The 23,662-nt window shown below is 31.5% G+C and carries 26 protein-coding genes; 19 read left to right on the forward strand and 7 right to left on the reverse strand.

Annotated features, from left to right (window positions below):
* Nucleotides 1–112 precede the first annotated feature (112 nt).
* Nucleotides 113–451: a hypothetical protein gene (locus tag MKX82_RS27870; RefSeq protein ID WP_341081879.1), complete on the reverse strand. Its 339-nt coding sequence runs from the start codon at nt 449–451 to the stop codon at nt 113–115.
* Nucleotides 452–605: 154 nt separating this feature from the next.
* On the opposite strand from MKX82_RS27870, the gene MKX82_RS27875 reads away from it, so the two are divergent.
* Entirely contained in the window at nt 606–1,499 is an 894-nt protein-coding gene (locus MKX82_RS27875) for a hypothetical protein (RefSeq protein WP_341081880.1), read from the forward strand.
* A 300-nt stretch (nt 1,500–1,799) separates the two neighbouring features.
* Here the strand turns inward: MKX82_RS27875 and MKX82_RS27880 are convergent, their stop codons facing one another.
* Nucleotides 1,800–2,471 (reverse strand): response regulator transcription factor, encoded by a 672-nt coding sequence (locus tag MKX82_RS27880; RefSeq protein WP_341081882.1) that lies wholly within the window; start codon nt 2,469–2,471, stop codon nt 1,800–1,802.
* Nucleotides 2,472–2,632: 161 nt separating this feature from the next.
* Here MKX82_RS27880 and MKX82_RS27885 point away from each other — a divergent pair, with 161 nt between their 5' ends.
* The gene (locus tag MKX82_RS27885) at nt 2,633–2,962 is read left to right on the forward strand and encodes a four-helix bundle copper-binding protein (protein ID WP_127739857.1); all 330 of its coding nucleotides are present in this window, start codon (nt 2,633–2,635) and stop codon (nt 2,960–2,962) included.
* A gap of 119 nt (nt 2,963–3,081) precedes the next feature.
* On the opposite strand, the gene MKX82_RS27890 is transcribed toward MKX82_RS27885, so the two are convergent.
* Nucleotides 3,082–4,323, reverse strand: a complete 1,242-nt coding sequence (locus MKX82_RS27890) for a hypothetical protein (protein ID WP_341081889.1) — start codon at nt 4,321–4,323, stop codon at nt 3,082–3,084.
* 239 nt (nt 4,324–4,562) lie between these two features.
* On the opposite strand from MKX82_RS27890, the gene MKX82_RS27895 reads away from it, so the two are divergent.
* The 12 genes from MKX82_RS27895 to lgt all read left to right on the forward strand — a co-directional run bounded on the left by MKX82_RS27895 (nt 4,563) and on the right by lgt (nt 15,711).
* Entirely contained in the window at nt 4,563–4,931 is a 369-nt protein-coding gene (locus MKX82_RS27895; protein ID WP_341081892.1) for a hypothetical protein, read from the forward strand.
* 166 nt (nt 4,932–5,097) lie between these two features.
* The gene (locus MKX82_RS27900) at nt 5,098–5,682 is read left to right on the forward strand and encodes a YdhK family protein (protein WP_341081893.1); all 585 of its coding nucleotides are present in this window, start codon (nt 5,098–5,100) and stop codon (nt 5,680–5,682) included.
* A gap of 63 nt (nt 5,683–5,745) precedes the next feature.
* A complete protein-coding gene (locus tag MKX82_RS27905) occupies nt 5,746–6,363 on the forward strand; it encodes a nitrite reductase (RefSeq protein WP_341081895.1) in 618 nt (205 codons plus the stop codon).
* A gap of 141 nt (nt 6,364–6,504) precedes the next feature.
* Nucleotides 6,505–7,221: a YwmB family TATA-box binding protein gene (locus MKX82_RS27910; protein WP_341081897.1), complete on the forward strand. Its 717-nt coding sequence runs from the start codon at nt 6,505–6,507 to the stop codon at nt 7,219–7,221.
* A gap of 170 nt (nt 7,222–7,391) precedes the next feature.
* A complete protein-coding gene (gene spoIIP, locus MKX82_RS27915; protein ID WP_341081898.1) occupies nt 7,392–8,510 on the forward strand; it encodes a stage II sporulation protein P in 1,119 nt (372 codons plus the stop codon).
* A 132-nt stretch (nt 8,511–8,642) separates the two neighbouring features.
* A complete protein-coding gene (locus MKX82_RS27920; protein WP_341081900.1) occupies nt 8,643–8,948 on the forward strand; it encodes a hypothetical protein in 306 nt (101 codons plus the stop codon).
* Between the two features lie 309 nt (nt 8,949–9,257).
* Nucleotides 9,258–9,599, forward strand: coding sequence for a metal-sensitive transcriptional regulator (locus MKX82_RS27925; protein ID WP_127739845.1), 342 nt, complete (start codon nt 9,258–9,260; stop codon nt 9,597–9,599).
* A 14-nt stretch (nt 9,600–9,613) separates the two neighbouring features.
* Nucleotides 9,614–9,820, forward strand: a complete 207-nt coding sequence (gene copZ, locus MKX82_RS27930; protein ID WP_341081903.1) for a copper chaperone CopZ — start codon at nt 9,614–9,616, stop codon at nt 9,818–9,820.
* Between the two features lie 168 nt (nt 9,821–9,988).
* On the forward strand, nt 9,989–12,421 hold the full coding sequence (locus MKX82_RS27935) for a heavy metal translocating P-type ATPase (RefSeq protein ID WP_341081906.1): 2,433 nt from the start codon (nt 9,989–9,991) through the stop codon (nt 12,419–12,421).
* A gap of 205 nt (nt 12,422–12,626) precedes the next feature.
* Complete coding sequence (locus tag MKX82_RS27940; RefSeq protein ID WP_341081908.1) at nt 12,627–14,189, forward strand: multicopper oxidase family protein; 1,563 nt, start codon at nt 12,627–12,629, stop codon at nt 14,187–14,189.
* Between the two features lie 89 nt (nt 14,190–14,278).
* Nucleotides 14,279–14,866, forward strand: coding sequence for a DUF1405 domain-containing protein (locus tag MKX82_RS27945; RefSeq protein WP_341081911.1), 588 nt, complete (start codon nt 14,279–14,281; stop codon nt 14,864–14,866).
* Nucleotides 14,867–14,910: 44 nt separating this feature from the next.
* Nucleotides 14,911–15,711, forward strand: coding sequence for a prolipoprotein diacylglyceryl transferase (gene lgt, locus MKX82_RS27950; RefSeq protein ID WP_341081913.1), 801 nt, complete (start codon nt 14,911–14,913; stop codon nt 15,709–15,711).
* 100 nt (nt 15,712–15,811) lie between these two features.
* On the opposite strand, the gene MKX82_RS27955 is transcribed toward lgt, so the two are convergent.
* From MKX82_RS27955 to MKX82_RS27965, 3 genes are read right to left on the reverse strand one after another with little or no spacing between them, the layout of a single operon-like run.
* Nucleotides 15,812–16,366 (reverse strand): TVP38/TMEM64 family protein, encoded by a 555-nt coding sequence (locus MKX82_RS27955; RefSeq protein ID WP_341081915.1) that lies wholly within the window; start codon nt 16,364–16,366, stop codon nt 15,812–15,814.
* Nucleotides 16,363–17,046, reverse strand: a complete 684-nt coding sequence (locus tag MKX82_RS27960; protein ID WP_341081917.1) for a response regulator transcription factor — start codon at nt 17,044–17,046, stop codon at nt 16,363–16,365. Before MKX82_RS27960 ends, MKX82_RS27955 begins: the two co-directional genes overlap by 4 nt.
* On the reverse strand, nt 17,043–18,425 hold the full coding sequence (locus MKX82_RS27965; RefSeq protein WP_341081918.1) for a sensor histidine kinase: 1,383 nt from the start codon (nt 18,423–18,425) through the stop codon (nt 17,043–17,045). The genes MKX82_RS27960 and MKX82_RS27965 overlap by 4 nt, the downstream gene beginning before the upstream one ends.
* A 264-nt stretch (nt 18,426–18,689) precedes the next feature.
* On the opposite strand from MKX82_RS27965, the gene MKX82_RS27970 reads away from it, so the two are divergent.
* The 3 genes from MKX82_RS27970 to MKX82_RS27980 all read left to right on the forward strand — a co-directional run bounded on the left by MKX82_RS27970 (nt 18,690) and on the right by MKX82_RS27980 (nt 21,406).
* The gene (locus MKX82_RS27970) at nt 18,690–19,955 is read left to right on the forward strand and encodes a murein hydrolase activator EnvC family protein (protein WP_341081919.1); all 1,266 of its coding nucleotides are present in this window, start codon (nt 18,690–18,692) and stop codon (nt 19,953–19,955) included.
* Nucleotides 19,956–20,057: 102 nt separating this feature from the next.
* Nucleotides 20,058–21,038, forward strand: a complete 981-nt coding sequence (locus tag MKX82_RS27975; RefSeq protein ID WP_341081920.1) for a metal ABC transporter solute-binding protein, Zn/Mn family — start codon at nt 20,058–20,060, stop codon at nt 21,036–21,038.
* A 188-nt stretch (nt 21,039–21,226) separates the two neighbouring features.
* Complete coding sequence (locus MKX82_RS27980) at nt 21,227–21,406, forward strand: DUF2933 domain-containing protein (protein WP_341081921.1); 180 nt, start codon at nt 21,227–21,229, stop codon at nt 21,404–21,406.
* A 110-nt stretch (nt 21,407–21,516) separates the two neighbouring features.
* Here MKX82_RS27980 and MKX82_RS27985 read toward each other — a convergent pair whose 3' ends face one another.
* Nucleotides 21,517–21,810 (reverse strand): AbrB/MazE/SpoVT family DNA-binding domain-containing protein, encoded by a 294-nt coding sequence (locus tag MKX82_RS27985; protein ID WP_341081923.1) that lies wholly within the window; start codon nt 21,808–21,810, stop codon nt 21,517–21,519.
* A gap of 176 nt (nt 21,811–21,986) precedes the next feature.
* Here MKX82_RS27985 and MKX82_RS27990 point away from each other — a divergent pair, with 176 nt between their 5' ends.
* Together MKX82_RS27990 and MKX82_RS27995 are read left to right on the forward strand one after the other, a co-directional pair.
* Nucleotides 21,987–22,886, forward strand: a complete 900-nt coding sequence (locus MKX82_RS27990) for a C39 family peptidase (protein ID WP_341081925.1) — start codon at nt 21,987–21,989, stop codon at nt 22,884–22,886.
* A 177-nt stretch (nt 22,887–23,063) separates the two neighbouring features.
* The gene (locus MKX82_RS27995; RefSeq protein WP_341081927.1) at nt 23,064–23,654 is read left to right on the forward strand and encodes a cell wall hydrolase; all 591 of its coding nucleotides are present in this window, start codon (nt 23,064–23,066) and stop codon (nt 23,652–23,654) included.
* Nucleotides 23,655–23,662 lie beyond the last annotated feature (8 nt).

Here is a 23,662-nt window from a genome sequence, read left to right on the forward strand (position 1 = left end):
ATTTGCTTGCTATCACCTTACATGCAAGTGGTTGGGGCACTCTTGTTTACTGGGATTCCAAGAGTGACCCAACCATAAGCCATTAAAACCTATGTCTTTAAAGGTTTGACTTTTAATTTTCATCATTCTCAGAATCCACAATAGAAATGGCTTTATACCAGCCCTTAGCAATCTCCATATCTCCTGTTCTCCTAGATTCTCTCTCCACATACTTTCTTAAAGTTATAACATAATCCGGATCTATTTCAGCGAATTTACGTACATATAGAATTTGTTCTTCTAATTTATAAATGCAGCCTAACGCAATATAAACGGAACCAAAGGTAATGTTTTCTTTTGTACCTAACCGATCTAATATTCTTAGCCCTAATTTAAGCATAAATATCCTTCTTTCTATAGGTTTATCGCATCGCATTAACTTAACGAACATAATACGCTGTTCTTGCTTCATTTACAACCAGCTGTTGAAAGTTAATACCAACTAAGGTTTTTCACAGTGTCGGATAATGTCGAATAACTTTTTTTGATTATACTGTCATAAGTAACAATTGCACTATTTTTAACCCTATATAATTACTCTATTAAAGCTTAGGAGAGATGAATAGATGGATAGAAAAAAGAAATTTATGATGGGATTAACACTTACAGGAATACTGACTATTGGAGGATTGGTTAATCCAATTACTTTGGAAAACACACGTGTAGAAGCAGCTTCTAATGCTGATACAAGTGGAAGTATACCCAAGAAGGAAAATGAGATTTTAAGATACTTGAGTAATTCCATGTTGGATTACTATCAAGAGGAAAAACAAACAGTAAAGACAGAAATAGAGAGCCTTATTCTAGTAGAGGAAGTCACAAAGAAAAGTCAGCTATTTAAAATAACGGAACAAAGATATGAAGCGTTACAAGTGTATAAAGAGGAAAAAAAGAAGAATGCTACAAAGGCGAAGCAAACGTATAATAAAAAATTGAGTAATATAGATACGGAACAAACTAACATAGAGAAGAATTTTGAAAAGAAGATCGCACAATTAAATGATTCTCAATCGAAACAAGTAGCATCTATAGGGAAATCGATGGAAAATAATATCTCTTCCATGCAAAAAGAAGAATCTAAAAGAATAGAAATGAATGCTGGAACAGATGAGATTATGAATAATATTAATTTAATCAATAAAGCTGTTGTTAAATACAAATCACAGGCCATCCTATTACATTTTGATAATGATATAAAAGGGAAAGAAACAGAGATTAAATTACTAAGTTTAACAACTAGTTTAGAAAAGGAAAAATGGAATTCTCAATTTAAAAGAGGATCGATTACTAAAACAGTGCTTAAAAACAAAATTAGCAATTTAGAGTCAAAAGAAAAAACAGAGAAGAATAGATTAAACGGTGTCATATCCTCTATGGAAAAAGCAAAAAACAATCAACTTCAAAACCTATTTGAACAAAAAGATCAAACGGTAAAAGAATTACAAAAACTTATAAAATAACAGGTAATGTTATAATGGATACATATTTTAAAAGTGACCGAGATAACCCAAAAGGGAAACAATTTTGACTAAACAAAACACTCTCTAGACAGAGAGTGTTTTGTTTATAAGTAAAGGAATAGCTCTACTCTTGTGTTGAAGAGTAATTCTATCATATTAAGTATAACCAGGATTTCCTAATTAAAGGGAAATCCTTTTTTCTGTCGCTAGGGTTGTAGCATAATCATAAACGTTTTGCAAAAAATACTTTAAAGGGAGGTAAAGAGAGTGAAGAAATCAACAATAATAACCGTAATAAAATCAACCATCTTGCTTCCAAATATAACCAACACCCCATATTGTTTCTAAATGTTTATCAATAGGAAATCCTGTTTCTCTAATTTTATCTCTAATGTTTCTAATGTATGAGCGAAGAGTTTGTTGACTAATAGGTTTGTTTGTCCAAATCCTATTTATTAAGGAACTGGGGGTTAGAACTTTATTAGGATTATTAATCAGCAATTCTATAATTTTAATTTCAATTTGAGAAAGTGGTATCAGTTTTTTATTATAAGTCAATTCATGCTTACTTTTCTCTAATTGTAAATGATTAAATGTATAGACTTCACTCTTCACTTTAGGTAGAGTACGGAATAATGAGTTTATCCTAGCTAATAATTCTTCTTCATAAATTGGTTCTTTTAAACAAATATCCGCACCATTTTTAAGGATACTAACCAGTGAATCATTAGTATTATTACTAATCACTACTAAAAAGACAGAAGAAACAACTCTAATTTCCTTACATATGTCTTCCACTTTTAGTTTTAGTGAGGAGTTATCTATTAATACCATAGTAATGTTTTGACTAATAATAGAATTAATCATATCTTTAGGATTTACTGGTTCAATGCAATCAAATCCGTTTCTCTTTAGGAGTTTAAACCAATAATACCCTTTGTCTCCTCCTATGATTAAGATTTTTTTCATCATAATTCTCCTAGCGTTTTTTTCATCATTTTATAGAAAAATTGTGTAGAAATTTTGCATTTAATTAAACAAAATCCTATTAAATATGCATTTTTTATGTAGTTTATTTAAATATCTTATGGGAAGTATAATATTGTTACTAAAACTATTGAGGAGGTAATAATATGAATATGACTTACGAAGAATGTGTAAAAGCTTGTTTAGAATGTATGGAGGCATGCAATTACTGTTTTGATGCTTGTTTAAAAGAGGATGACGTTAAAATGATGGTCGATTGCATCAGGCTAGATCGAGAGTGTGCAGACATTTGTAGCTTAGCTGCTAAGGCTATCCAGTCTAATAGTCCAGTAATGAAGGAAATATGTTTGTTATGTGCAGAGATTTGTGAAAAATGTGGAGAAGAATGTAAAAAACACAGTCATCATGAACACTGCCAAAAATGTGCAGAGTCTTGTTTTAAATGCGCAGAGATTTGCCGAAAAATGGTTTCTTAAGCTAATTTATCAATAGAACAAATCCAATAAGTTATTTACCAAATAAATAACTTATTGGATTTTGTTTATATTTATGGTCATAGTAATGGTAATCATATTGCAAGTAATATTAGTATTTATTAGTTTGAAATCTTATCTAATACTGATACATTCATTCCAAACTTACACATAGCTTCACAGTCATCTCTTAAATCTGAGAAAAGAATATAAGAAATTTTACACATATTTTCATGTTGAAAGGAAGGTCTTAATAATTGTGCTTTAATTTCTTTTTTCCTTTTATTAGGAGCAATTAAATAAAATTTGGACTTATCCTTGTTAAAGGACATAGACAAATCCTGTAAGCGCAAAATCCCAGAGTATATGGAAGTGGATTTTTCTACTTCAAAGGCACTTATAACTTTATTGTCAACATTAAGCCAAAGAACATCTATAAAAGATATTGTTTCACTAACAGCAATTGAAAGTGATTCTAAATTTAAATGTGGTATAGAGTAACTTCCTAAATTCGATCCTTTCCATTCTTTCTTATGGTCATTTTTTGCTATCCAAACTTTATAACCAAGAGCCTTACCTATCTTTGCTAGATAATACTGCATTTCAGTGTGTTCATTCTCTTCGGCTAATTCTAATTGAATTTCATGATGTCTTTTATTAATCTTCTTATTAACCTTTTCTATGTCCTCTAATAGTATAGTGTGGTTTTCTTGTATTACTTGTCTGCCGGAACCTATTTCATAGAGTAAACCCGCTAGTGCACCTAAATCTTTCGATAGAATTAAACTATGATTGTCATTATACTCCATTATTATTTCCCGCATTTTCAAATAATCTCCCCAGGAACCTAATTTGATCTTTTGTTTGAATAACATATTAAAACCTTTAACAATACTAGTGTTGAAAGGCGGAAAAATAGTTGGATGAAGGAAATATAAAATATTACCTACTGCAGGACCTAATCCTTTAATGTTTTTTTCTTGAATCTTCATTATATTAAAGATTAATTGTTTTTCTTGGTTATAAAGTAAGGAGTCCTTTAAAAATTGGCCAAAAGCTTTTTTATTATCTTCATTTTCGTAAATATCAGGTATCCTTAACTTTGGCTTCCAATAAAAAGCATGAGCTGCTCCCTCAAAAATTTGTTTTTGTTCCGCAATTGCTGAAACGGCTACTTCAAGGGATGAACCCTTAAAGTCACAAGGAAAAGTGTTATTCTCTATTTCCTTTATAACTACTTTTATTGCATTTTTAATTGTTCGAAATGCCTTTAGTCTCTCATTGTTATTTATAAACCAGGTCTGATAAACAGATTCTGAATCGTTTTTATATTCATTGATTGCTTTAATTAAAGGATTAGTCATAGTATTGCTCCTCTATAGTTAATATTTCTGAACTTTTTAGATTTCAATAAATTAGTAATTTGTTGTTGTGTAATTTTTAAATTCTAAGGTAAGGGCAAAAAAACATTTTCTGAACTTTACCTGAATTGTGAAATCCAAAGTGTAAATGTGTCCTTGATAAACATATTATATATGTAACATTTGGTTTGAAATTTTGACTTGCCAAGAGTCTGTAAATCTAAAATAAAGGATTAAGGGATGTGGTTCAATTGTGTTTTACAAATAACTTTGTTGAAGAACAAGCTTATAAAATAAGTAAAATAATAAAGGAAAAATCGGTATATAAATTTGACCGAGTAATCTATGCGAATAATAACAATGATGAATACCTAGATTCTGAATGGGATAAAAAGTCCCTTATTACCAAAATTGTTTTAAAAGATAATAACAACCAAGAATATGTAATCCAGCCAAATCATATTGGATTGAAATTTGCACAGGGAGAAATTCCCTTTAAGAAATACACTAAACTACAAAAAAGAGACGATAAGCAAGGAATTTGGATTTTTGTTTTTTCAGTTGTTCCGTTATTGTTATTATTTAGTATTATAAGGATGTTCTTAATTTAGGATAAAAAAAATTTCTGCATAATTTATGCATTTTTTCTTAGTAAAATAGGGAAATATACATAGGGAGGAGCAGAAGCCGAATTCTAATCAATATTTTCCATCATTTTTTAGATGTTTTTATGAGAAAAAGCATTCTAATTATTGAACCAGAAAAAGGAGAGTAAAAATGAAGAAAAAAACTTTTATGAAAAGCAGTCTTATCTTGACTCTATTGGTCTTATTATTAGCTGCTTGCTCTAACAATAACAACGATAATAGCTCAAACTCAAGTGAAGATGAAGGAATGGATATGTCTTCTCATGATATGGAAGGAATGGATATGTCAGGTTCTGGAGAAGTGCCTGAAGGTTTAAAAGTCGCTGAAAATCCTAAGTATGATGTAGGAAGTAATGCTATCATCAATGCAGACCATATGGAAGGCATGGACGGTGCTGAGGCAACTATTGTAGGTGCTTATGATACATTTGTTTATACAATATCGTACACACCTACAACAGGTGGAGAGAAAGTAACAGACCATAAATGGGTGATTCAAGAAGAAATTGAAGATGCTGGGGATGAAGCAATTGAGCCAGGTACAGAAGTAATAATCAATGCAGATCATATGGAAGGCATGAATGGGGCAAAGGCTACAATTGATTCTGCAGAGAAAACAACGGTTTATATGGTTGATTACACTCCAACTACAGGGGGAGAAAAAGTAACGAACCATCAATGGGTTACTGAAAGTGAATTATCTCCAGTAGAATAATAAAAAAGGCTATCTTACGGTAGCCTTTTTTTATCATTAAAATTAATATGGGAGTTGGAAAAAATGGGGGCTGAAAAGATAAAAATTGCTGTTAACGGTGGTATCCAGTTTGGAGCTAAGTTAAATGCTAGGCAACTATCAATTCTGGTTAAATATCTAGGTGAGAATCAAGAGGTAGAATTAACTACCTTCCAACAAATATATTTGGAGATTCCAAAAAGTAATGCTCAAGAAATAATGAAGGAATTTAGGAAGTCTGGATTAAGTTGTTATCCAGTAGGCAATTATGTGAAAAGCCTACGTACATGTAATTTTTGTAAAGGTTCTGAGGAAGAAGGTATGCCTGTAGCACAGGAATTGAACAGAAGAGTTGCAGGTAGGGAAGTACCATTTACTTTGAAATTTGCCTATACTGGTTGTCCCGTGGGTTGTGGTGAACCATTAGTAAACGATATAGGAGTAATGAAAATAAAAGATACTTATTCCTTGTATATTGGGGGGAAAAGTACTGGGAAAGATGCAGAAATAGGAACATTATTATTTAAGGATCTTTCACCAGAGCAACTATATCAAAAGGCTGATAAAATCATAGAATTATATATTTGTGAAGGTAAGAAGAGAGAAAAATTTTATAAATTTGTTAAGCGAGTGGGAATAGATCGAATCAAGGAAAGTCTTTGATTTTGATAGAAAAGGTTATAGAGTTTGCTCTATAACCTTTTCATATTTTTGCTAGTTAATATTTGCTTAATAGATTAAAAGACTATTAGGTATAAAAACAATTAAAATAGGACAGTATGAAACTAGAAGGGGGATATTTATATGAAGAAAATAATTATCTATTCAACAGCTTCTGTCCTTTTAATTACTTTATTTTTTCATTTTAATTTTAAGGTCCTTGGAAAAGAGGATAAATTACTACAAACTATTGATAATCTCCAATCAATAAATGCTAATATTGCTCAGTGGTCTATCTTCACAAAAAAAGAGGAGAAGAGTGATTCTTCATTAAAGAAATACTATCAAAGAAAATCTGAGCTGAAGAAAAAATATCAACAGTTTAACTGGGAAGTGGAGAAAGATGAAAACCATCATATTAAGTTAACTGGTTCATTAAAAGAAAAGAATAGAGAACAGTTAATTACCCTAACTGCATTTAAAGAAAATGATAAATATAATATTTTGGAAACCTATAGTTATAAAAGTAGGGGTTGGAATAATGAGGAATACAAAAAAGTATTATTAACATTAGATGAGAAAGAAGAATACTATTTTACAGTCAAGGCATTAATGAAAAAGCAAGAAAATATTGAACAAATTTCAACTTTACTTGTAAAAAAATTTTCGGCAAAATCTATTGAAAAATTAGTTGAGGATGATTTTGTCTCAATTACAGCCTATAACAAGTCTTGGGAAAATTATTTAACTAGTAGTAAAAAAAATAAATTTAATGTTCAATTTGGTATAAGGACTAATAAAGATCTCCAAAACGCTTATAATTTAACCATTGGAAGCCCCATAATAACAGAAGAATATTGAAGGTTTAACTATGGCTACCATAATGAGTATGCCATTTTTTTATTCAAGAGAAGTAGATTATATCATTCTAAAAAATTCTATCTCTAATAATGTGCAGAAAATATGCAGACTACTGGTGAATCTATCACATATAAATATGTAGATAACACTATCTAATAAGGAGGTCTAATATGATTCGAAAAGTAAATGGTTATCTACTAGCTATTATTTTAGTGATGTATTTTAGTATTTTTCTAATAAATTATCTGAAATTAGATATCAAGCTTTCTTCAGATATTGTATCAACCTCTACAAAGCAACTAGATGCAGATATGCTTTCCTCTTTATTAGCAAATGAAATTGTACAATTTAATTTATCAGATGTGAACAAAGAAATAGTAAAACCATCCATTTTAAACGGTGTGGTTTGGGTTACTTCAAATATTTGGCCAAATGATATTAGAACCTTTTTAGGAAGAGAATTAGTAGGATTTTCGCAATTTAATACAGAGATAGCTATTGCAGGGAAAGGAACCAATTTAGCAACATTGCCAATTGAGTCTCCACCTCCAAACGATGCCATTCTTTTAAATGACAGTAATAAAAATAGCAGTTCTAATGAAGAGAAAATTGAAACCCCAAAGAAGGATACCACTGATAAGAAGGTTGTTTATATATATCATACTCATAGTTGGGAAGCTTTTTTACCACAACTTTCAGGGGTGACAAATCCTAATCAGGCGTCTAGCTTAGATGAAACTAGAAATGTAATTCAAGTGGGTACCCAATTACAGAATGAATTACTAGAGAGAGGTATAGGGACTGAACATAGTACTACCAATGTAACTGCCGAACTTAAAAAGAAGGGTTGGGGTTATTCACAATCTTATAGTTTAACAAGAGAAATCGTTCAAGAAGCAACTGCCAAGGAAAACTCTTTAGTTTACCTTATTGATATACATAGGGATTCACAGGCAAGAAAAATTACTACATTAAATTATGATGGGCTCGAATATGCAAGATTATTCTTTGTAGTTGGAAAGGAAAATAAAAACTATGAACGAAATCTTAAATTGGCCAAAGATTTAAACGAAAGATTAGAAAATAAAATTCCTGGGATTAGTAGAGGAGTTTTTGTGAAAAGTAAAGATGAAGGTAATGGAGTTTATAATCAAGATTTATCAAGTAATTCTATTCTCCTGGAATTTGGTGGGGTGGATAATACACAGAAGGAACTTTCAAATACGGTTGAAAAATTTGCAGAGGTGTTTAGTGAATATTATAAACAAGTAGAGGAAGTAAATAATTAAATATATTTCCAGTACTAATTGTGCGGGTGATTATTATAAACATATAAATTTGGTGTAAAGATTAAAAATCCACACTTTCTCCAAAATTTTAATTTATATTAACCACTAGAACAATGGAATGGAGAAAAGAGAATGAATTTCAAATTGGCAGTAAAAACAACATTCCTTTCTTTAATCATCCTTATCTTAGCAGCATGTATAACCACGAAAAATGAAAAAAAAAAATCCGTGGTGGATAGTAAAGAAAAAGTAAAAGAAGTAATTCTTATAAGAAATAATTATAAGTTAGATAAAAATTGGAATTTAGTCGATATTCCAGACAATATAGTGATTTCTAAAAATAACAAGGATGTACAGGTTTTTGAAGAAGAATATGTATGTAAGGAAATGAATGAAGATAGGAATATAGTAATCGGATATAATCACAACAAAATGTGATGGTCATCAGAAATATTAAGTAACCATATACACGTGATCTTAAGTAACTTAATTAAAAATCTGAAAAAGGGTATGCTTAGGTTACTTTAGGTTTATTTCATACGTACGTTTGCTACAGTACCCTTTAAATCCTTTTCAAAACAAGCGAGTTATATGTGACTTATTCTTCTATAAAATCTTATTACAAAGACAAAGCTGAAAAAAATCCTTGGGTATGACCAGCTAATAAATAGAAGAAAAAAATTAACTTTAGGCTTTACATAGGGTGCGGGGGTATAGTATACTTTGTTTGTGGAGGTGAATGTATTAATGACATCTTTTTTAGATAATGATGAGTCTTTAGAGGAAACTCATTGTTCCACTTCAAGTGATCGAAAAAGCCATCACTCCAATAAGGTCAAACAAAACCTTATAACTAGGTTAAATCGGATTGAAGGTCAAATACGAGGTATAAAAGGATTAATAGAGAAAGATACTTATTGTGATGATGTCATAACACAGATATCTGCTACACAAGCTGCTATAAATAGCGTTGCAAAGATTTTACTGGAGGGTCACCTGAAAGAGTGCGTTGTTGAGCGAATACAAGAAGGTGACTTAGAAGTATTAGATGAAGTTTTAGTAACAATACAAAAACTAATGAAAAAATAAGGGAGAAGATAATTATGGAAAAAGTAAAATTGAACGTACAGGGTATGTCTTGTAATCATTGCGTAAACTCAATCGAAGGTAGTGTAGGTAAGATTGATGGCGTATCAAATGTAAAAGTTGATCTTGGAGCCGGATCTGTACTTGTAGAGTTTGATAAAGAGGTAGTTACATTAGATAAAATTAAAGAAACAATTGATGATCAGGGTTACGAAGTACAGTAATACTAACAAGGGCGAACGTTTAAAAATAACGTTGCCCTCTCTTTATAAAATAAATATACCTATAGGGGGTATGTGTTTTGCGGATTAAGATGAGAATATAAAACCTTTTTTGGGTCAAATTAATAAAGGATTTTATAACTGTAAATGAAAGTTATAGGAGGGTATAAAATGTCAACAGATAATGGTTCATTAGCACAACCAAAACCTAATACTAGTGAAAATGTTTCACTAAATATTACTGGAATGACATGTGCAGCATGCGCAACTCGTATTGAAAAAAACATATCAAAAGTGCAAGGCGTTCAACAAGCAAATGTAAATCTAGCTACGGAAAAAGCAGCAGTGACCTATAATCCATCACAAGTTTCAATTGAGGAAATAATTGAAAAAGTTAACAAAACAGGGTATGGGGTTGAACAAGAAAAAGTAAATTTAAATATCATAGGTATGACATGCGCCGCTTGTGCTACTCGTATTGAAAAAGTATTAAATAAGGTAGACGGAGTGAAAAATGCTACTGTTAATCTTGCAACAGAGAAGGCCAGTGTTGAATATATTCCGGGAAGTACCAATGTAGATCAATTAGTTAATGTAGTAAAGAAAGCTGGCTATGATGCAAAATTAATTAGTGAAAATGATGGGGATTATGAACAAAGTGCTCGAGAAAAAGCATATAGAAAACAAAAAATAAAATTTATTGTTGGTGCTATTTTATCTATACCTTTCTTAATCATGATGATATCAGATTTTATGATGGAGTACGGAAATGGAGGATTTTTCCACTTAAATCCTTGGATTCAATTTTTACTAGCTACAGTAGTTCAATTTTATGTTGGTGGTCATTATTACCGCGATGCTTATAATTCAGTTCGAGGAGGTAGCGCAAATATGGCTGTATTAGTAGTGCTAGGAACATCAGCGGCCTATTTATACAGTTTAGTTGTTACCATAATGGGGACTGGGCAATTTCTTTATTTTGAAGCAGCAGCTGTGGTTATGACTCTAATTGTTTTAGGAAAGCTACTGGAAATAAGGGCAAAAGGTCAAACTTCTGAGGCTATAAAAAAATTAATGGGTTTACAGGCAAAGACAGCTAGAGTTATCCGTAATGGTATGGAAGTGGATATACCACTAGAAGATGTTCAAACAGAAGATATTATTTTCGTTAGGGCAGGCGAAAAGATACCAGTTGACGGAATAATTATAGAAGGAAATACTACAGTTGATGAATCTATGTTAACAGGAGAAAGCATGCCTGTTGGTAAGAAAGCTGGAGATAATGTTATTGGTGCTACCATGAATAAACATGGTTCGTTTAAATTCCAGGCAACTAAAGTTGGAAAAGATACTGCTCTTTCGCAAATAATTAAACTAGTTGAAGAAGCCCAAGGATCAAAAGCGCCAATTCAGCAAGTTGCAGATAAAATATCAGCAGTATTTGTACCAATTGTAATTGTAATAGCTTTAGCGACATTTGGTATTACATTCGTACTTCTTGGATTTACCCCAGCATTAGTTAGTACAATTGCAGTATTAGTTATCGCATGTCCATGTGCTTTAGGATTAGCCACACCAACAGCTGTGATGGTAGGGACAGGTAAAGGGGCTGAAAATGGATTACTTATAAAAGGTGCAGAACATCTACAAAACTCACAGCGTGTAACAACAGTTGTGTTAGATAAAACCGGTACTATTACAAAGGGCGAACCTGATGTAACAGATATTGTTCCCTTCGGAAATCTTTCTCAAGATGAAATTTTACAAATTGCTGCAACTGCAGAAAAAGGTTCAGAACATCCACTTGGTGAAGCTATTGTAAACAGTGCGTCTGATAAAGGGTTAAATTTATTAAATGCAACTAACTTTAAAGCTATACCGGGGCATGGGATTGAGGTTAGTATCAATAATCAAAGGATTTTAATCGGTAATAAAAAGCTTATGGCTCAAAATAAGGTGAATATTAGTTCTTCTATTGATACTATGGAAAAATTCGAGGGTGAGGGAAAAACTGCTATGCTTATGGCTATTGATGAAAGTCTAGTAGCCATAATTGCTGTGGCAGATACTGTTAAAGAAACATCTTCAGATGCTATTAAGGCTCTAAAGCAACTAGGTATTGAGGTCATCATGATTACTGGGGACAACCAACTTACAGCAGAAGCTATTGCCAAGCAAGTTGGTGTGGACCGAGTACTTGCGGAAGTTCTGCCAGAAGACAAATCTGCCGAAGTAGAAAAACTGAAGCAAGAAGGAAAGGTAGTTGCAATGGTTGGAGATGGAATTAATGATGCTCCCGCACTTGCTTCGGCTGATGTAGGAATTGCAATTGGGACTGGTACTGATGTTGCAATGGAGGCTGCTGATATTACCTTAATGCGGGGAGATTTGATGGGGATAGTCGATATAATTCTTCTTTCGAAATCAACGATGCGAAAGATACGCCAGAATTTGTTTTGGGCATTTGCATATAATATCATCCTCATCCCTGTTGCAGCTATTGGTTTATTAAATCCAATACTTGCCGGTGGTGCTATGGCTTTTAGCTCCGTATCTGTTGTAGGAAATACATTATTCCTCCGTAGATGGAAACCTATTAGATAAGTTGATAAAAGAACCTGCAAATATCTTGCAGGTTCTTTGTTTTATTTAAGTAACTACTGTTTATTGTTGTTGCAGATTTATTTCTACCAATACGTTCTAGTTTTTGTTAGGTTAAAACGTTAAAATTTATGAACTTTTGTTCATATAAAATGCATAAAATCTCCAATTATTTTTAATATGATATTCATGAAAGTGAGGAGAGAGAATGAAATTAAAAATAATAGCATTAATTGGATTTATATTGTTAATTCTTTCGGCATGCTCAAATAAACAAAACGAAAATACAAATCGAGCAGATGTTGAAAATCAGCCTGAGAAGATTACCACAGAAGAAACAACTGAACCTGAAATCTTAAAAGGGAACGAGTTTACTATTGTCGCGAAAGAAGCAAAGCATCAATTGACAAAAGAAGTCAGTGTAGATGCTTGGACTTTTAATGGTTCGGTTCCAGGTTCTCAAATACGTGTTTTGCAAGGGGAGAAAGTAAAAATTAACTTAAAAAATGAATTAGCCGATCCAGTAACTATACATTGGCATGGACTTGTTCTCCCAAATAATATGGATGGTATTCCAGGTGTTACTCAAAATGCTGTACAACCAGGGGAGACGTTTACCTATGAGTTCACACCTCAAAATCCTGGAACTTATATGTATCACACTCATCAAGACGGTGTTAATCAACTGGATAAGGGACTTTATGGTGCTTTTATTGTAGAACCTAAAGAAAAAACATACGATCGTGATTACACGTTAATGCTTGACGAATGGATGAGTAATCCAGAGGAAGGTATGGATATGAGTGATATGGAAGGCATGGATATGGGTGAAAGTGATGAAATGGAAGGTATGAATATGGATGATGATGAAAGTAATGATGGAGAAAGCATGACGATGGACGATATGAGTGCATATGACATCTTTACCATTAATGGAAAAAGTGGTGAGAGTATTGAGCCTTTAAAAGTTAAAGAGGGGGAGAAGGTAAGAATCCGTTTTGCTAATATTGGGTATATGACACACAAAATGCATTTGCATGGACAAAAATTTAAGGTAGTAGCGGTTGATGGAATAGAGATAACCAACCCAGAAGAAATAGAAGATCAGTTGATCTCTATCTCACCTGGTGAACGGTATGATATAGAGTTTGTAGCAGATAACCCAGGGGAGTGGTATCTGGAGTGTCATGGAAATATGGAAGGAACTGCTGGAATGAAAGTGAAACTACAATATGAAGGAAGTTCCTTATCTACAGATAAACCGAATCAGGAGAAAGAACTTCCAGAGTTCACTTACACAAATTATGGTTCCTCAAAAGAAAGTGAGTTCACTTTAAATCAGAAATATGATGTTGAATATACAATGAACCTAAATACAGAGGTATTAGATAATAATATGGCTTACACAATTAATGGAAAGGCTTTTCCGAATACCGAAAATATTTCAGTTAAAGAAGGGGACCTTGTAAAAGTAAAGCTTGTTAATAACTCTAAAGGCGAAGACCATCCTATGCATTTACATGGTACATCTTTTCAAATTCTAAGTAAAAATGGAAAAAAGCTTGAGGGAGCAACTATTATTAAAGACACTGTAAATCTAGAACCTGGAGATGAGTATATAATAGCTTTCAAAGCTGATAATCCTGGGAATTGGCTATTCCACTGCCATGATTTACATCATGCTTCTGCAGGTATGGTAACAATGGTTAAATATAAAGGGTTTCAGCCATCTTTTACTCCAGATGAAAATGCAAATAATCAGCCAGAATAATTTATCTTATAAAATAGGATAAAATGCGGCCTTTTAGGGCCGCATTTTACTGCTAATAAAAATAGTAACCGATAAAGGACGGAGAACATTTGAATTTTACTTTATTATTAAGAGATAAAAAGGTGTTGTTTATTCTATTAGTTGTCAATATTATAGGCTCGTTATATGGATTTATTTGGTATGGTGGTCAACTATCGATTACACCTAATAAATATCTAATTTTTGTTCCTGATAGCCCAACAGCTAGTTTGTTTTTTGTGTTTGTATTAATTGGTTTGATTTTAAGAACAAATTTACCTTTGTTTGAGGCTCTAGCTATTGTAACGTTATTTAAATATGGAATATGGGCAGTTGTAATGAATGTATTAGTTCTAATAGAGATAGGATATTTAGATTGGTCTAGTTACATGCTGATTTTCTCCCATGGGGCCATGGCAATTCAGGGTTTACTATATAAAAGTTTCTATAAAATAAAAGGTTGGCATCTAGTAGTTGCTGCCATTTGGACTCTTCATAATGATGTGATTGATTATCTATTTAATATGATGCCAAGATATAGCGTATTGGATAATTATATTCCGCAAATAGGCTATTTTACTTTCTGGCTAAGTGTTATTTCAATTGGCATTACGTATTTTCTTTGTATTAGAAAGAAAAAGGCAATACCGGAAATTTGAAACAAAATCTCATTCTTAAAAATTTTAAAACGAGGTGAATCTTTGTGGAGAACATTCAACAGTTAAATAGAATCGCTTTTGAGTTTGGGAATTTCACTGTTTATTGGTATGGAATAATCATTGGGGCTGGTTTACTTCTTGGTTGGATTCTTGCTACAAAAGAATCTAAAAGACAAGGACTTCCTAAAGACACTTTTTCGGATCTTTTATTATGGGCTATACCGATTTCCATTCTTAGTGCCCGAATTTATTATGTTTTATTTAAATGGGAATATTACTCAGAGAATCCAGGGGATATCATTGCAATATGGGAAGGTGGTATTGCCATACATGGAGCTATTATTGGAGGGGCATTAACAGCTTGGTTTTTTGCTAAAAAGAAAGGTCTATCCTTTTGGCAATTGGCTGACATAGCAGCACCTAGTCTTATACTAGGTCAGGCAATAGGGCGTTGGGGGAACTTTATGAACCAGGAAGCTCACGGTGGCAAGGTTACTAGAGATTTTCTGGAGAATTTAAATTTGCCGGATATTATTATTAATCAAATGTATATTGAGGGCGCGTATTATCATCCTACTTTTTTGTATGAATCCTTATGGAATATTCTTGGTTTTACTTTATTAATTGTTATTAGAAGAATTATTACCCTTAAAAAGGGAGAACTATTTTTAGGTTATATAATGTGGTATTCTTTTGGGAGGTTTTTTGTTGAGGGGTTAAGAACGGATAGCTTAATGCTTACAGCTAACTTACGTATTGCACAAGTAATTTCTCTGATATTCTTTATTGCCGCTGTCCTATTAATCTGGTATAAGAGAAGGCAGGAATGTGAAAAAGTGAGATAATTTAACATATACAAAAAATAGGCTCCTGTTTTTCAGAAGCCTATTTTTTGTTGTTTTTTCTATGTTAAGTGTCTTTATCTCCATTTTTTTTCTTATTGCTTTATCTTTTTTTAAACTCTTTTAAAATATATATTAATAACAGGATTATTGAGCAATATATTATTGTCTCTTTCCATCCAGATAAATTGATATTGAATACCTTATTAATGGAATAAACTTCAATTAAAAGCGATGGAATTTTTCCTATTGTACTAGCTATAGTAAACGGGATAATTCTAATGCTACCTACTGCTGCTGTTAATGTCACGGCACCTGAAGGAATAAAAGGAAGAATTCTTAACAGGATTATAAGTATTACGGCATTAAATTCAGTTGTGTTTTGTAACTTTTTTAAGAAGTGACTTTTTATCTTATACTTAGCGGTAAAGCGTTTTAACCCTTTACGGTATAAGATAAAACTTACTATAGCACCTAATGATTCACCAATTATTGAAATAATAATTGCTAATTTTAAATCAAAATAAATAATATTTATAGTAGTAAGAAAGGCACTAGGAATAACTCCAAAAATTGCTATTATAATATTTGCAATTATAGTAACAGCAGCTATGACGATGGGGTTCCCTGGTAAATACTCTATAAAGATGTTCTTCAATCAGATACTTTTCCAATCCACTTGTATCCAACACCCCATACTGTTAATAAGTATTCTTCTGAAGGAAAACCAGCCTTTCTAAGTTTGTCACGCAAATTTCTTATGTGTGAATCTATTGTTCTATCTTCAGTTTCTACTCCATGTCCCCATATGGAGTGTATCAGATGGTCTCTAGTGAATACTTTATTTAGGTTTTGGAGAAAAAGTTTCATAAGAGCAAATTCCTTTGGAGTTAGAGGAATATTCTTCGTCTGGTATTGTAAATCAAAGGACTCTTGATCTAAGACTAAGCCATCAAACTCTATCAATTCAGACCTATTACCTTTTCTTCTTAATACTGCTTCAATTCTAGCAACAAGTTCCTCACCATCAAAAGGTTTGGATATATAGTCATCTGCCCCTGTATTTAACCCTTTAACAACATCTTTTTTATCTGTTCTTGCAGTAAGCATTATTATTGGAGTTTCCCAGTATTTTTTAATTTCTATACATGCTTCCCAGCCATTCATATCAGGCATCATTAAATCTAATAAAATAAGATCAACGGGGTTTGATTCTAAATAAAGTAAAGCATCAATTGCCGAATTTATTTTTTTGCAGTGATAGCCTAATGGTGACAAATACAGAGCAATTAGATCAAGCATTTGTTGTTCATCATCTACAATTAAGATTTGTTTCAATTGACTTCCCCTCCATACGACTTAAAAGATAGTATAAATGTTGTTCCGATATTAAGCTTACTTTCTACTCTTATTGTTCCTTCATGTGCTTGAACCAATTCTTGTACAATGGATAGTCCTAGTCCAGTACCCCCTAAAGATCTTGTTCTTGACTTGTCAACACGGTAAAATCGATTGAAAATATAAGGAAGATCTTCTTCGGGTATTCCGTTTCCGTTATCATGGATAATTATTTCCGTTTCTTTTTTTCTAGCTTTGACTATAACTTCTACTTTACTGTTTTTTGGAGAGTACTTCATAGCATTATCCAATAAGTTGAATATTATTTGTTCCATTCTCGCTGGGTCTCCATGTAAAGAAGAAGTTCTAGGACAATTAATTGTTAAATCGATTTCTTGTTCTTTAAAGGCTGGTGACATTTTTATTTGTAATTTCACTAATAGCTCATATAGATTTATTTGTTGTTTCTGGATGAGAAATGTGTTTTTATCAATCTTTGCTAACTCAAATAAGTCCTCTATTAAAGTAGAAAGTCTATTTGCTTCTTCTACAATAATTCGAAGGTACTTTTCTTTTTCTTCCTCTTCAATATTTTTTCTAAGAGAAATATCTGCATAACCCTTTATATAAGTTAACGGCGTTCTAAGTTCATGAGAAATACTAGCCAAAAAATCATTTCTCTCTTTTTTTAAGAAATTTAAGTCTCTTGCTAATTCTTTTAAGGATACTGCTAGTTCACCTAACTCATCATTACTTGCCTTTGGGAGATCCACTGAAAAATTCCCTTTACTTATTTGATAAGTCGCTTCCTTCATCTTTACGAGGGGTTTAGTCAATGCTCTAGTAAGGAGTACAATCACAACGAAAGTTAAAATAAGGGCAATTATACCAGCAAGAACGAAATGTTTATTTAACCTTCCAATTAAAGTGTGAATGGATGCTGTTTCTTGGTACATATAGACATATCCTATTGTTTCATTTTTTTGCATTATTGGACTTAAAGTAATAATGTAAGGTTTATTTTTCCAGTCATCTTCTACAACTTTCCCCTCACTCTTTAGTTCCGTTTTTTGTTGAATTAAATATTTTTTGTAATTATTATTGTCAAATGATGTTCCCAAAACATCACCTTTTTGATTAACAATTACTACATCAGTTAAAGCTTCTGATTCCATTAAAATAACGTGACTAATGGAATCTTCTTCAAAATGCTTCTCTAGAATATCTCTATGAGAATTACCCCTTGCTTGTAAAGCGGATAGCTCTTCCTCAATTCTCACATTAACTAAAGAACTATGGAGATAAGAAAACATAAATGCTTCTAGGCCAAAAATGATTATGAAAAATAGAATTCCTAGTTTTATGGAAAGTTTTCTCATTAGGTCACCTGAATTTTTATTATATTTTTTATGTTACTTCAATTATATGAAGAAATTATGCAGGAAGTTAAATGTGTAATTCACCAATCGTTTATGATAGTGAATAAAGTTTTATTATGAACTTCTTAGTGGTAAATTACTCCTTAAATTTTATCAGAATATTACAATGAAATGTAATTGTAATATTTTTCATCTCCAAATTCGACAAAAAGTGATGTTATAATTTTGCTTGTTATTAGAGATTGATAAAGAAAGGACATACGAATGAGTAAATTACTGATTAAGACATCTGTCATAACGTTCGGAATTGCTGCCTCATTAGCATTAACTAATACAACTTCTATTGCATTAGCATCTTCTGAGGAAGATTTACAAAATAAAAAATTCAATATACAAGAAAATCGTAGTAAAGTCCAAGATGGTTTAGAACAAACAGAGGAAGAGCTTGATAACATAAAAACGGAACAAGATAAAATAAATGCTGAAATTAAACGTTTAGATACGTTAATAACAGAAACGAATAGTAAAATACGCAAAAATGATGAAAATATAAAAAATGCAAATATAAAAATCAAAAAAGTAAATGATGAAATAAAAACTCTTAAGGAACGAATAAAACAACGGGAAGATTTGTTAAAGGAGAGGGCTCGATCCTATCAAGAAATTGGGACTATTAACTATTTGGATGTTTTAATAGGCTCACAGAGTATTAGTGATTTTTTAGATAGAGCTGGTGCGGTAACAACCATAATTACTGCAGATCAGGATTTAATCCAACAACATATGGATGATAAGAAAGTGTTAGAGGATAAGGAAAATGAAGCAATAGTTCTGTTAGTGAAACTTGAAAATTATGGTGAGTCTCAAAAGAAACTAAAAGGCGAATTAGATATACAAAAGAAAAATAAAGATGATATTATGCGATCTCTAAAGGCTAAAGAAGAAGATTTAGAAAATGAAAAACTAAGTTTAGAAGAACAAAATTCATTACTTGATTCTCAAGAGGAAGCTATCGAAAAAGCTATAAAAATAGAATCTGAGAAGAAAGCTCAAGTAGCTACTAAAAAAGAAAACGAAGCAAAAAGTACTTCTAGTAGTATTAAATCGAACACAAATGTTTCTGAAAATTCAAAAGGGGAATGGACAACTCCAGCTCAAGGACGATTAACATCCACTCTTGGTGAAAGATGGAACAAGTTTCATGCTGGTATAGATATTGCTAACAGTGCTGATGTGCCAATTGTTGCTGCTGCTGATGGGGTTGTTAGTAGATCTTATTATTCCACAAGTTACGGTAATGTAGTCTTTATCTCTCACTCAATTAATGGTCAGGTCTATACAACTGTTTATGCGCACATGGATAGTAGAGTAGTTAAGACAGGGGAATCTGTTTCCAAAGGGCAACAAGTAGGAATTATGGGGAACACTGGACAATCTTTTGGTCAGCATTTGCATTTTGAACTTCATAAAGGTCAGTGGAATGCATCCAAATCGAATGCTGTTAACCCACTCGATTATATTTCAATATAAATCATCAATCCAATCATACAATTAAATTATTTTAAACATTAACTTGATTAAAGAAGTGTTAATTAGGTTAATGTTTTTTTTTAGAATTACTTACTTTAAAGATTGAATCTTGGAGGAGAAACCACGTTTAAAAGTAAAATTTTTATCTTTTTTGTTGTATCGGTTATTTTTTTAGCTGCTTGTAATAACAACAAAAACACAAATGAAATAACTGCTGCTGAAAGTTTAAAAATAATGACCAGCTTTTACCCTTTATATGATTTTAAAAATAAGATAGCAGGGGACCGAGCTAAAGTTATAAATCTTGTGCAATCGGGTATTGAGCCACATGATTATGAACCATCACCAAAAGATTTGGCAAATCTAAATGAAGTTGATTTATTTATATACAATGGTGCTGGGTATGAAAGTTGGGTAACAGATACGATAAAAAGTATTGACACGAAAGATACAAAGATTATTAATTCTAGTGAATATGTTGATTTATTGACTTTAAGAGAAACTGGTGAGAGTACGGAACCAGTTGATAAAGCAGGACAGGAAGATAAAACATACGATCCTCATTTTTGGCTAGATCCTATACGAGCTAAGCAAATAGCTGAAGGTATTAAGGAAGAGCTAATTAAATTGGACCCAGATGGAAAACTTGTTTATGAAGAGATCTTTAACAAAATAGCTGTTAACTTTGATGAATTAAATTCGGAGTATACTGAAGCACTAACTAATCCTAGTCGAAAAGAAGTAATAGTTTCGCACAATGCATTTGGATATTTGACTAATAGATATGGATTGGAACAAATAGCGATTACAGGAATTTCTCCATCCGATGAGCCATCTCCTAAAAAGCTTAAAGAATTAATAAGTCTTGCTAATGAAAGGCAAATAAATTATATATTATTTGAAACTTTAGTAAGTCCAAAAGTAGCAGAAACAGTTAAAGATACTATTGGGGCAAAATCTTTAACATTAAATCCCGTTGAAGTTCTAACAAATAAAGAAATAAAAAAAGGAGATGATTACTTTTCTGTAATGCGAGAAAATTTATCAACATTAAAATTAGCTACTCAACAAGAGCCTGAATAAAAAATTGTCAATTTTTTCATACAAGTTAACTCCTTCTTTTAATTTTGCTCTTATCATTGAATGTTAGTTTTTACCATTTATAAACGAGTAATAATATTAAAATGGAAGTTAAAAATATGTTCATAATTTCTCGATAAAAAATCCTTGTTTTAACATTATTCTAATAAAAAGCAAAGGAGTGATAAAAAATGGAATGGTTATCTATTTTGCTAGTACTTATATGTCCAATTATGATGTTATTTATGATGAAAAGTCATGGAGGACATAATCATAATAGGAATAATAATAAATTAGATGAAAGAATCATTAAATTAGAAAATGAAAATAAGGAATTGCATAGGAAACTAAATGAACATTCGCCTAAATGATGATATTTGTAATATAACAAAAGACCAACTTTAGTATTGACTCACTTAAGGTGGTCTTTTTTGTTTTTCTCAATTATTAAGAAAAAATTGAAGGATAAAAATTCATTGTATTACATTTCAATTTCTATAAAAACTCCATTTTCATCATCTGTAATACCCATAATAAGTGGTGTTTCACTTGTTATTCCTAGTATATTTCGTATTTCCTTAGGTATAGAAATACGATTTCCACTTAAATAACATTGATTTAAATCTTTATTATCATGGTTTGCTTTTATTATGATGGATTTGTCTAGTATATATATAAATAAAAGGTCTCCGGCATTAAAGTTCAACTGTTGCTGTAATTTTTTTGGAACAGCAATTTGTCCATTATTATAAATTCTCCTTTTATACACAGTCATTTCCACACCTTTTTAATTTATCTTGAATATTATTTTTTTCTATTATAGAAGTCATTATTGAAGAAATTGTGCAGATTTAAGATGACCTTCTTTCTCCATACTTTTTTGATAATTTGATTATAAATTAAACTACTAAGGCATTAAGTTATTATTATTAAGTTATTAGGAGAATAGTGATGAAACTTCAGTTTATTATCTTAATCATGATAATTTTGTTGATTACAAGTGTTTTAATAATATTACTTGTAAAAAGAACTAATATAGTTATAATTTCTCTTACTACTTTGTATCTAATTATATTATTTTCTTTATTTAGTATTGATAATGGCAAACTAAAGAGGATATTACGTAAGGAAATAATTGTAGATATACCACTACCGGAATTTATGATAAAAAAGGAAGAAGAAGAGCCTAAAGAAGTTAAGGACATAATTAAGGAAGTAAATCAACCATCTAAAAAAGTTGATACAATTAAGAAGGAAATTTTACTAGATGCACCTATAATAAAGCAGTTTCCTGAGTTACCTAGGGGCTGTGAAGTAACTAGTTTAGCAATGTTCTTACAATATTATCAAGTTAAAACAGATAAAATGGAACTTGCTAAAAAAATAGAAAGAGATAAGACCCCATTATCAACTAAAAATGGAAAGATACATTGGGGAGATCCCAATGATGGATATATTGGAGACATGTATTCTTATAGCAAACCAGGCTATGGAGTTTATCACAAGCCTATAATAGAGTTGGCGGAAGAGTATTTACCAAACAAAATAGATAATCTAACAGGAAAACAGTTTGAGGAACTTAAATTATATCTTTCAATGGACAGGCCTGTTTGGATAATAACGAATACAACCTATAAAAAATTACCTGACTCCTCCTTTGAAGTATGGGAGACGCCAAATGGAAAAGTTAAAATAACGTATAAAGAACATTCGGTGTTAATTACAGGATATGATGAATCTTTTGTATATTTTAATGATCCCATTAGTGGTGAAAAAAACAAAAAAGAACCATTAAGCCCTTTTATAGATGCGTGGAAACAAATGGGGAGTCAAGCTCTTTCCTTAAAGTAAGATTAAGAATAATAGATTCTTGATTTATTCAGTGTAATAGTTCAAGTGGAAACATGTGCCACATTTAAGAAACCTTAATAATATCGTCTTAAAGTGAATGGGAAAATATTGGAGGTAGTAAATAGATAGTTTCGTTGATAATATGATTCCTGTGGACATTAATACTAGGAGGTTTATATGAAATCGAATAAATTTTTATATTCTGTGTTTCTAGTAATATTATTGTCATCCTTTTTTGGAGTAAATACAGAAGCAGCGTCTCTTTACACAGTAAAATCTGGAGATACTCTGTGGAAAATAAGTCAGCAAAGTGGAGTTCCTATAGGATCTATACAAATAGCAAATAATTTAAAAGATAACAAATTGAATGTAGGGCAACGATTAAGTTTACCAGAACCAATTACCGCAAGTGAAAGAACTTTATTAGCTCAATTGATTTTTGCCGAAGCACAAGGAGAACCTTATGCTGGAAAAGTTGCAGTAGCGACTGTAGTTTTAAATCGTGTAGATAGTGACCTTTTCCCAAAAACAATAAGAGAAGTAATTTATGAACGTTCAAATGGCTATTATGCTTTTTCTCCAGTTCAAAATGGCAAAATAAATAATAATCCAACCACTATAGATTATAGAGCAGTAGATGAGGCAGTAGCATATAGAGGGAAAGGGAGTGGATCCCTGTATTTTTACAATCCCCAAACAGCAAAAAGTGAGTGGATTCTAACAAAAGAAGTTACCGTAAGAATTGGTAATCACACGTTTGCAAAATAAGTGTGCTT

The sequence above is a fragment of the Niallia sp. FSL R7-0271 genome (assembly GCF_038005785.1).
Lineage (GTDB): Bacteria > Bacillota > Bacilli > Bacillales > Cytobacillaceae > Niallia.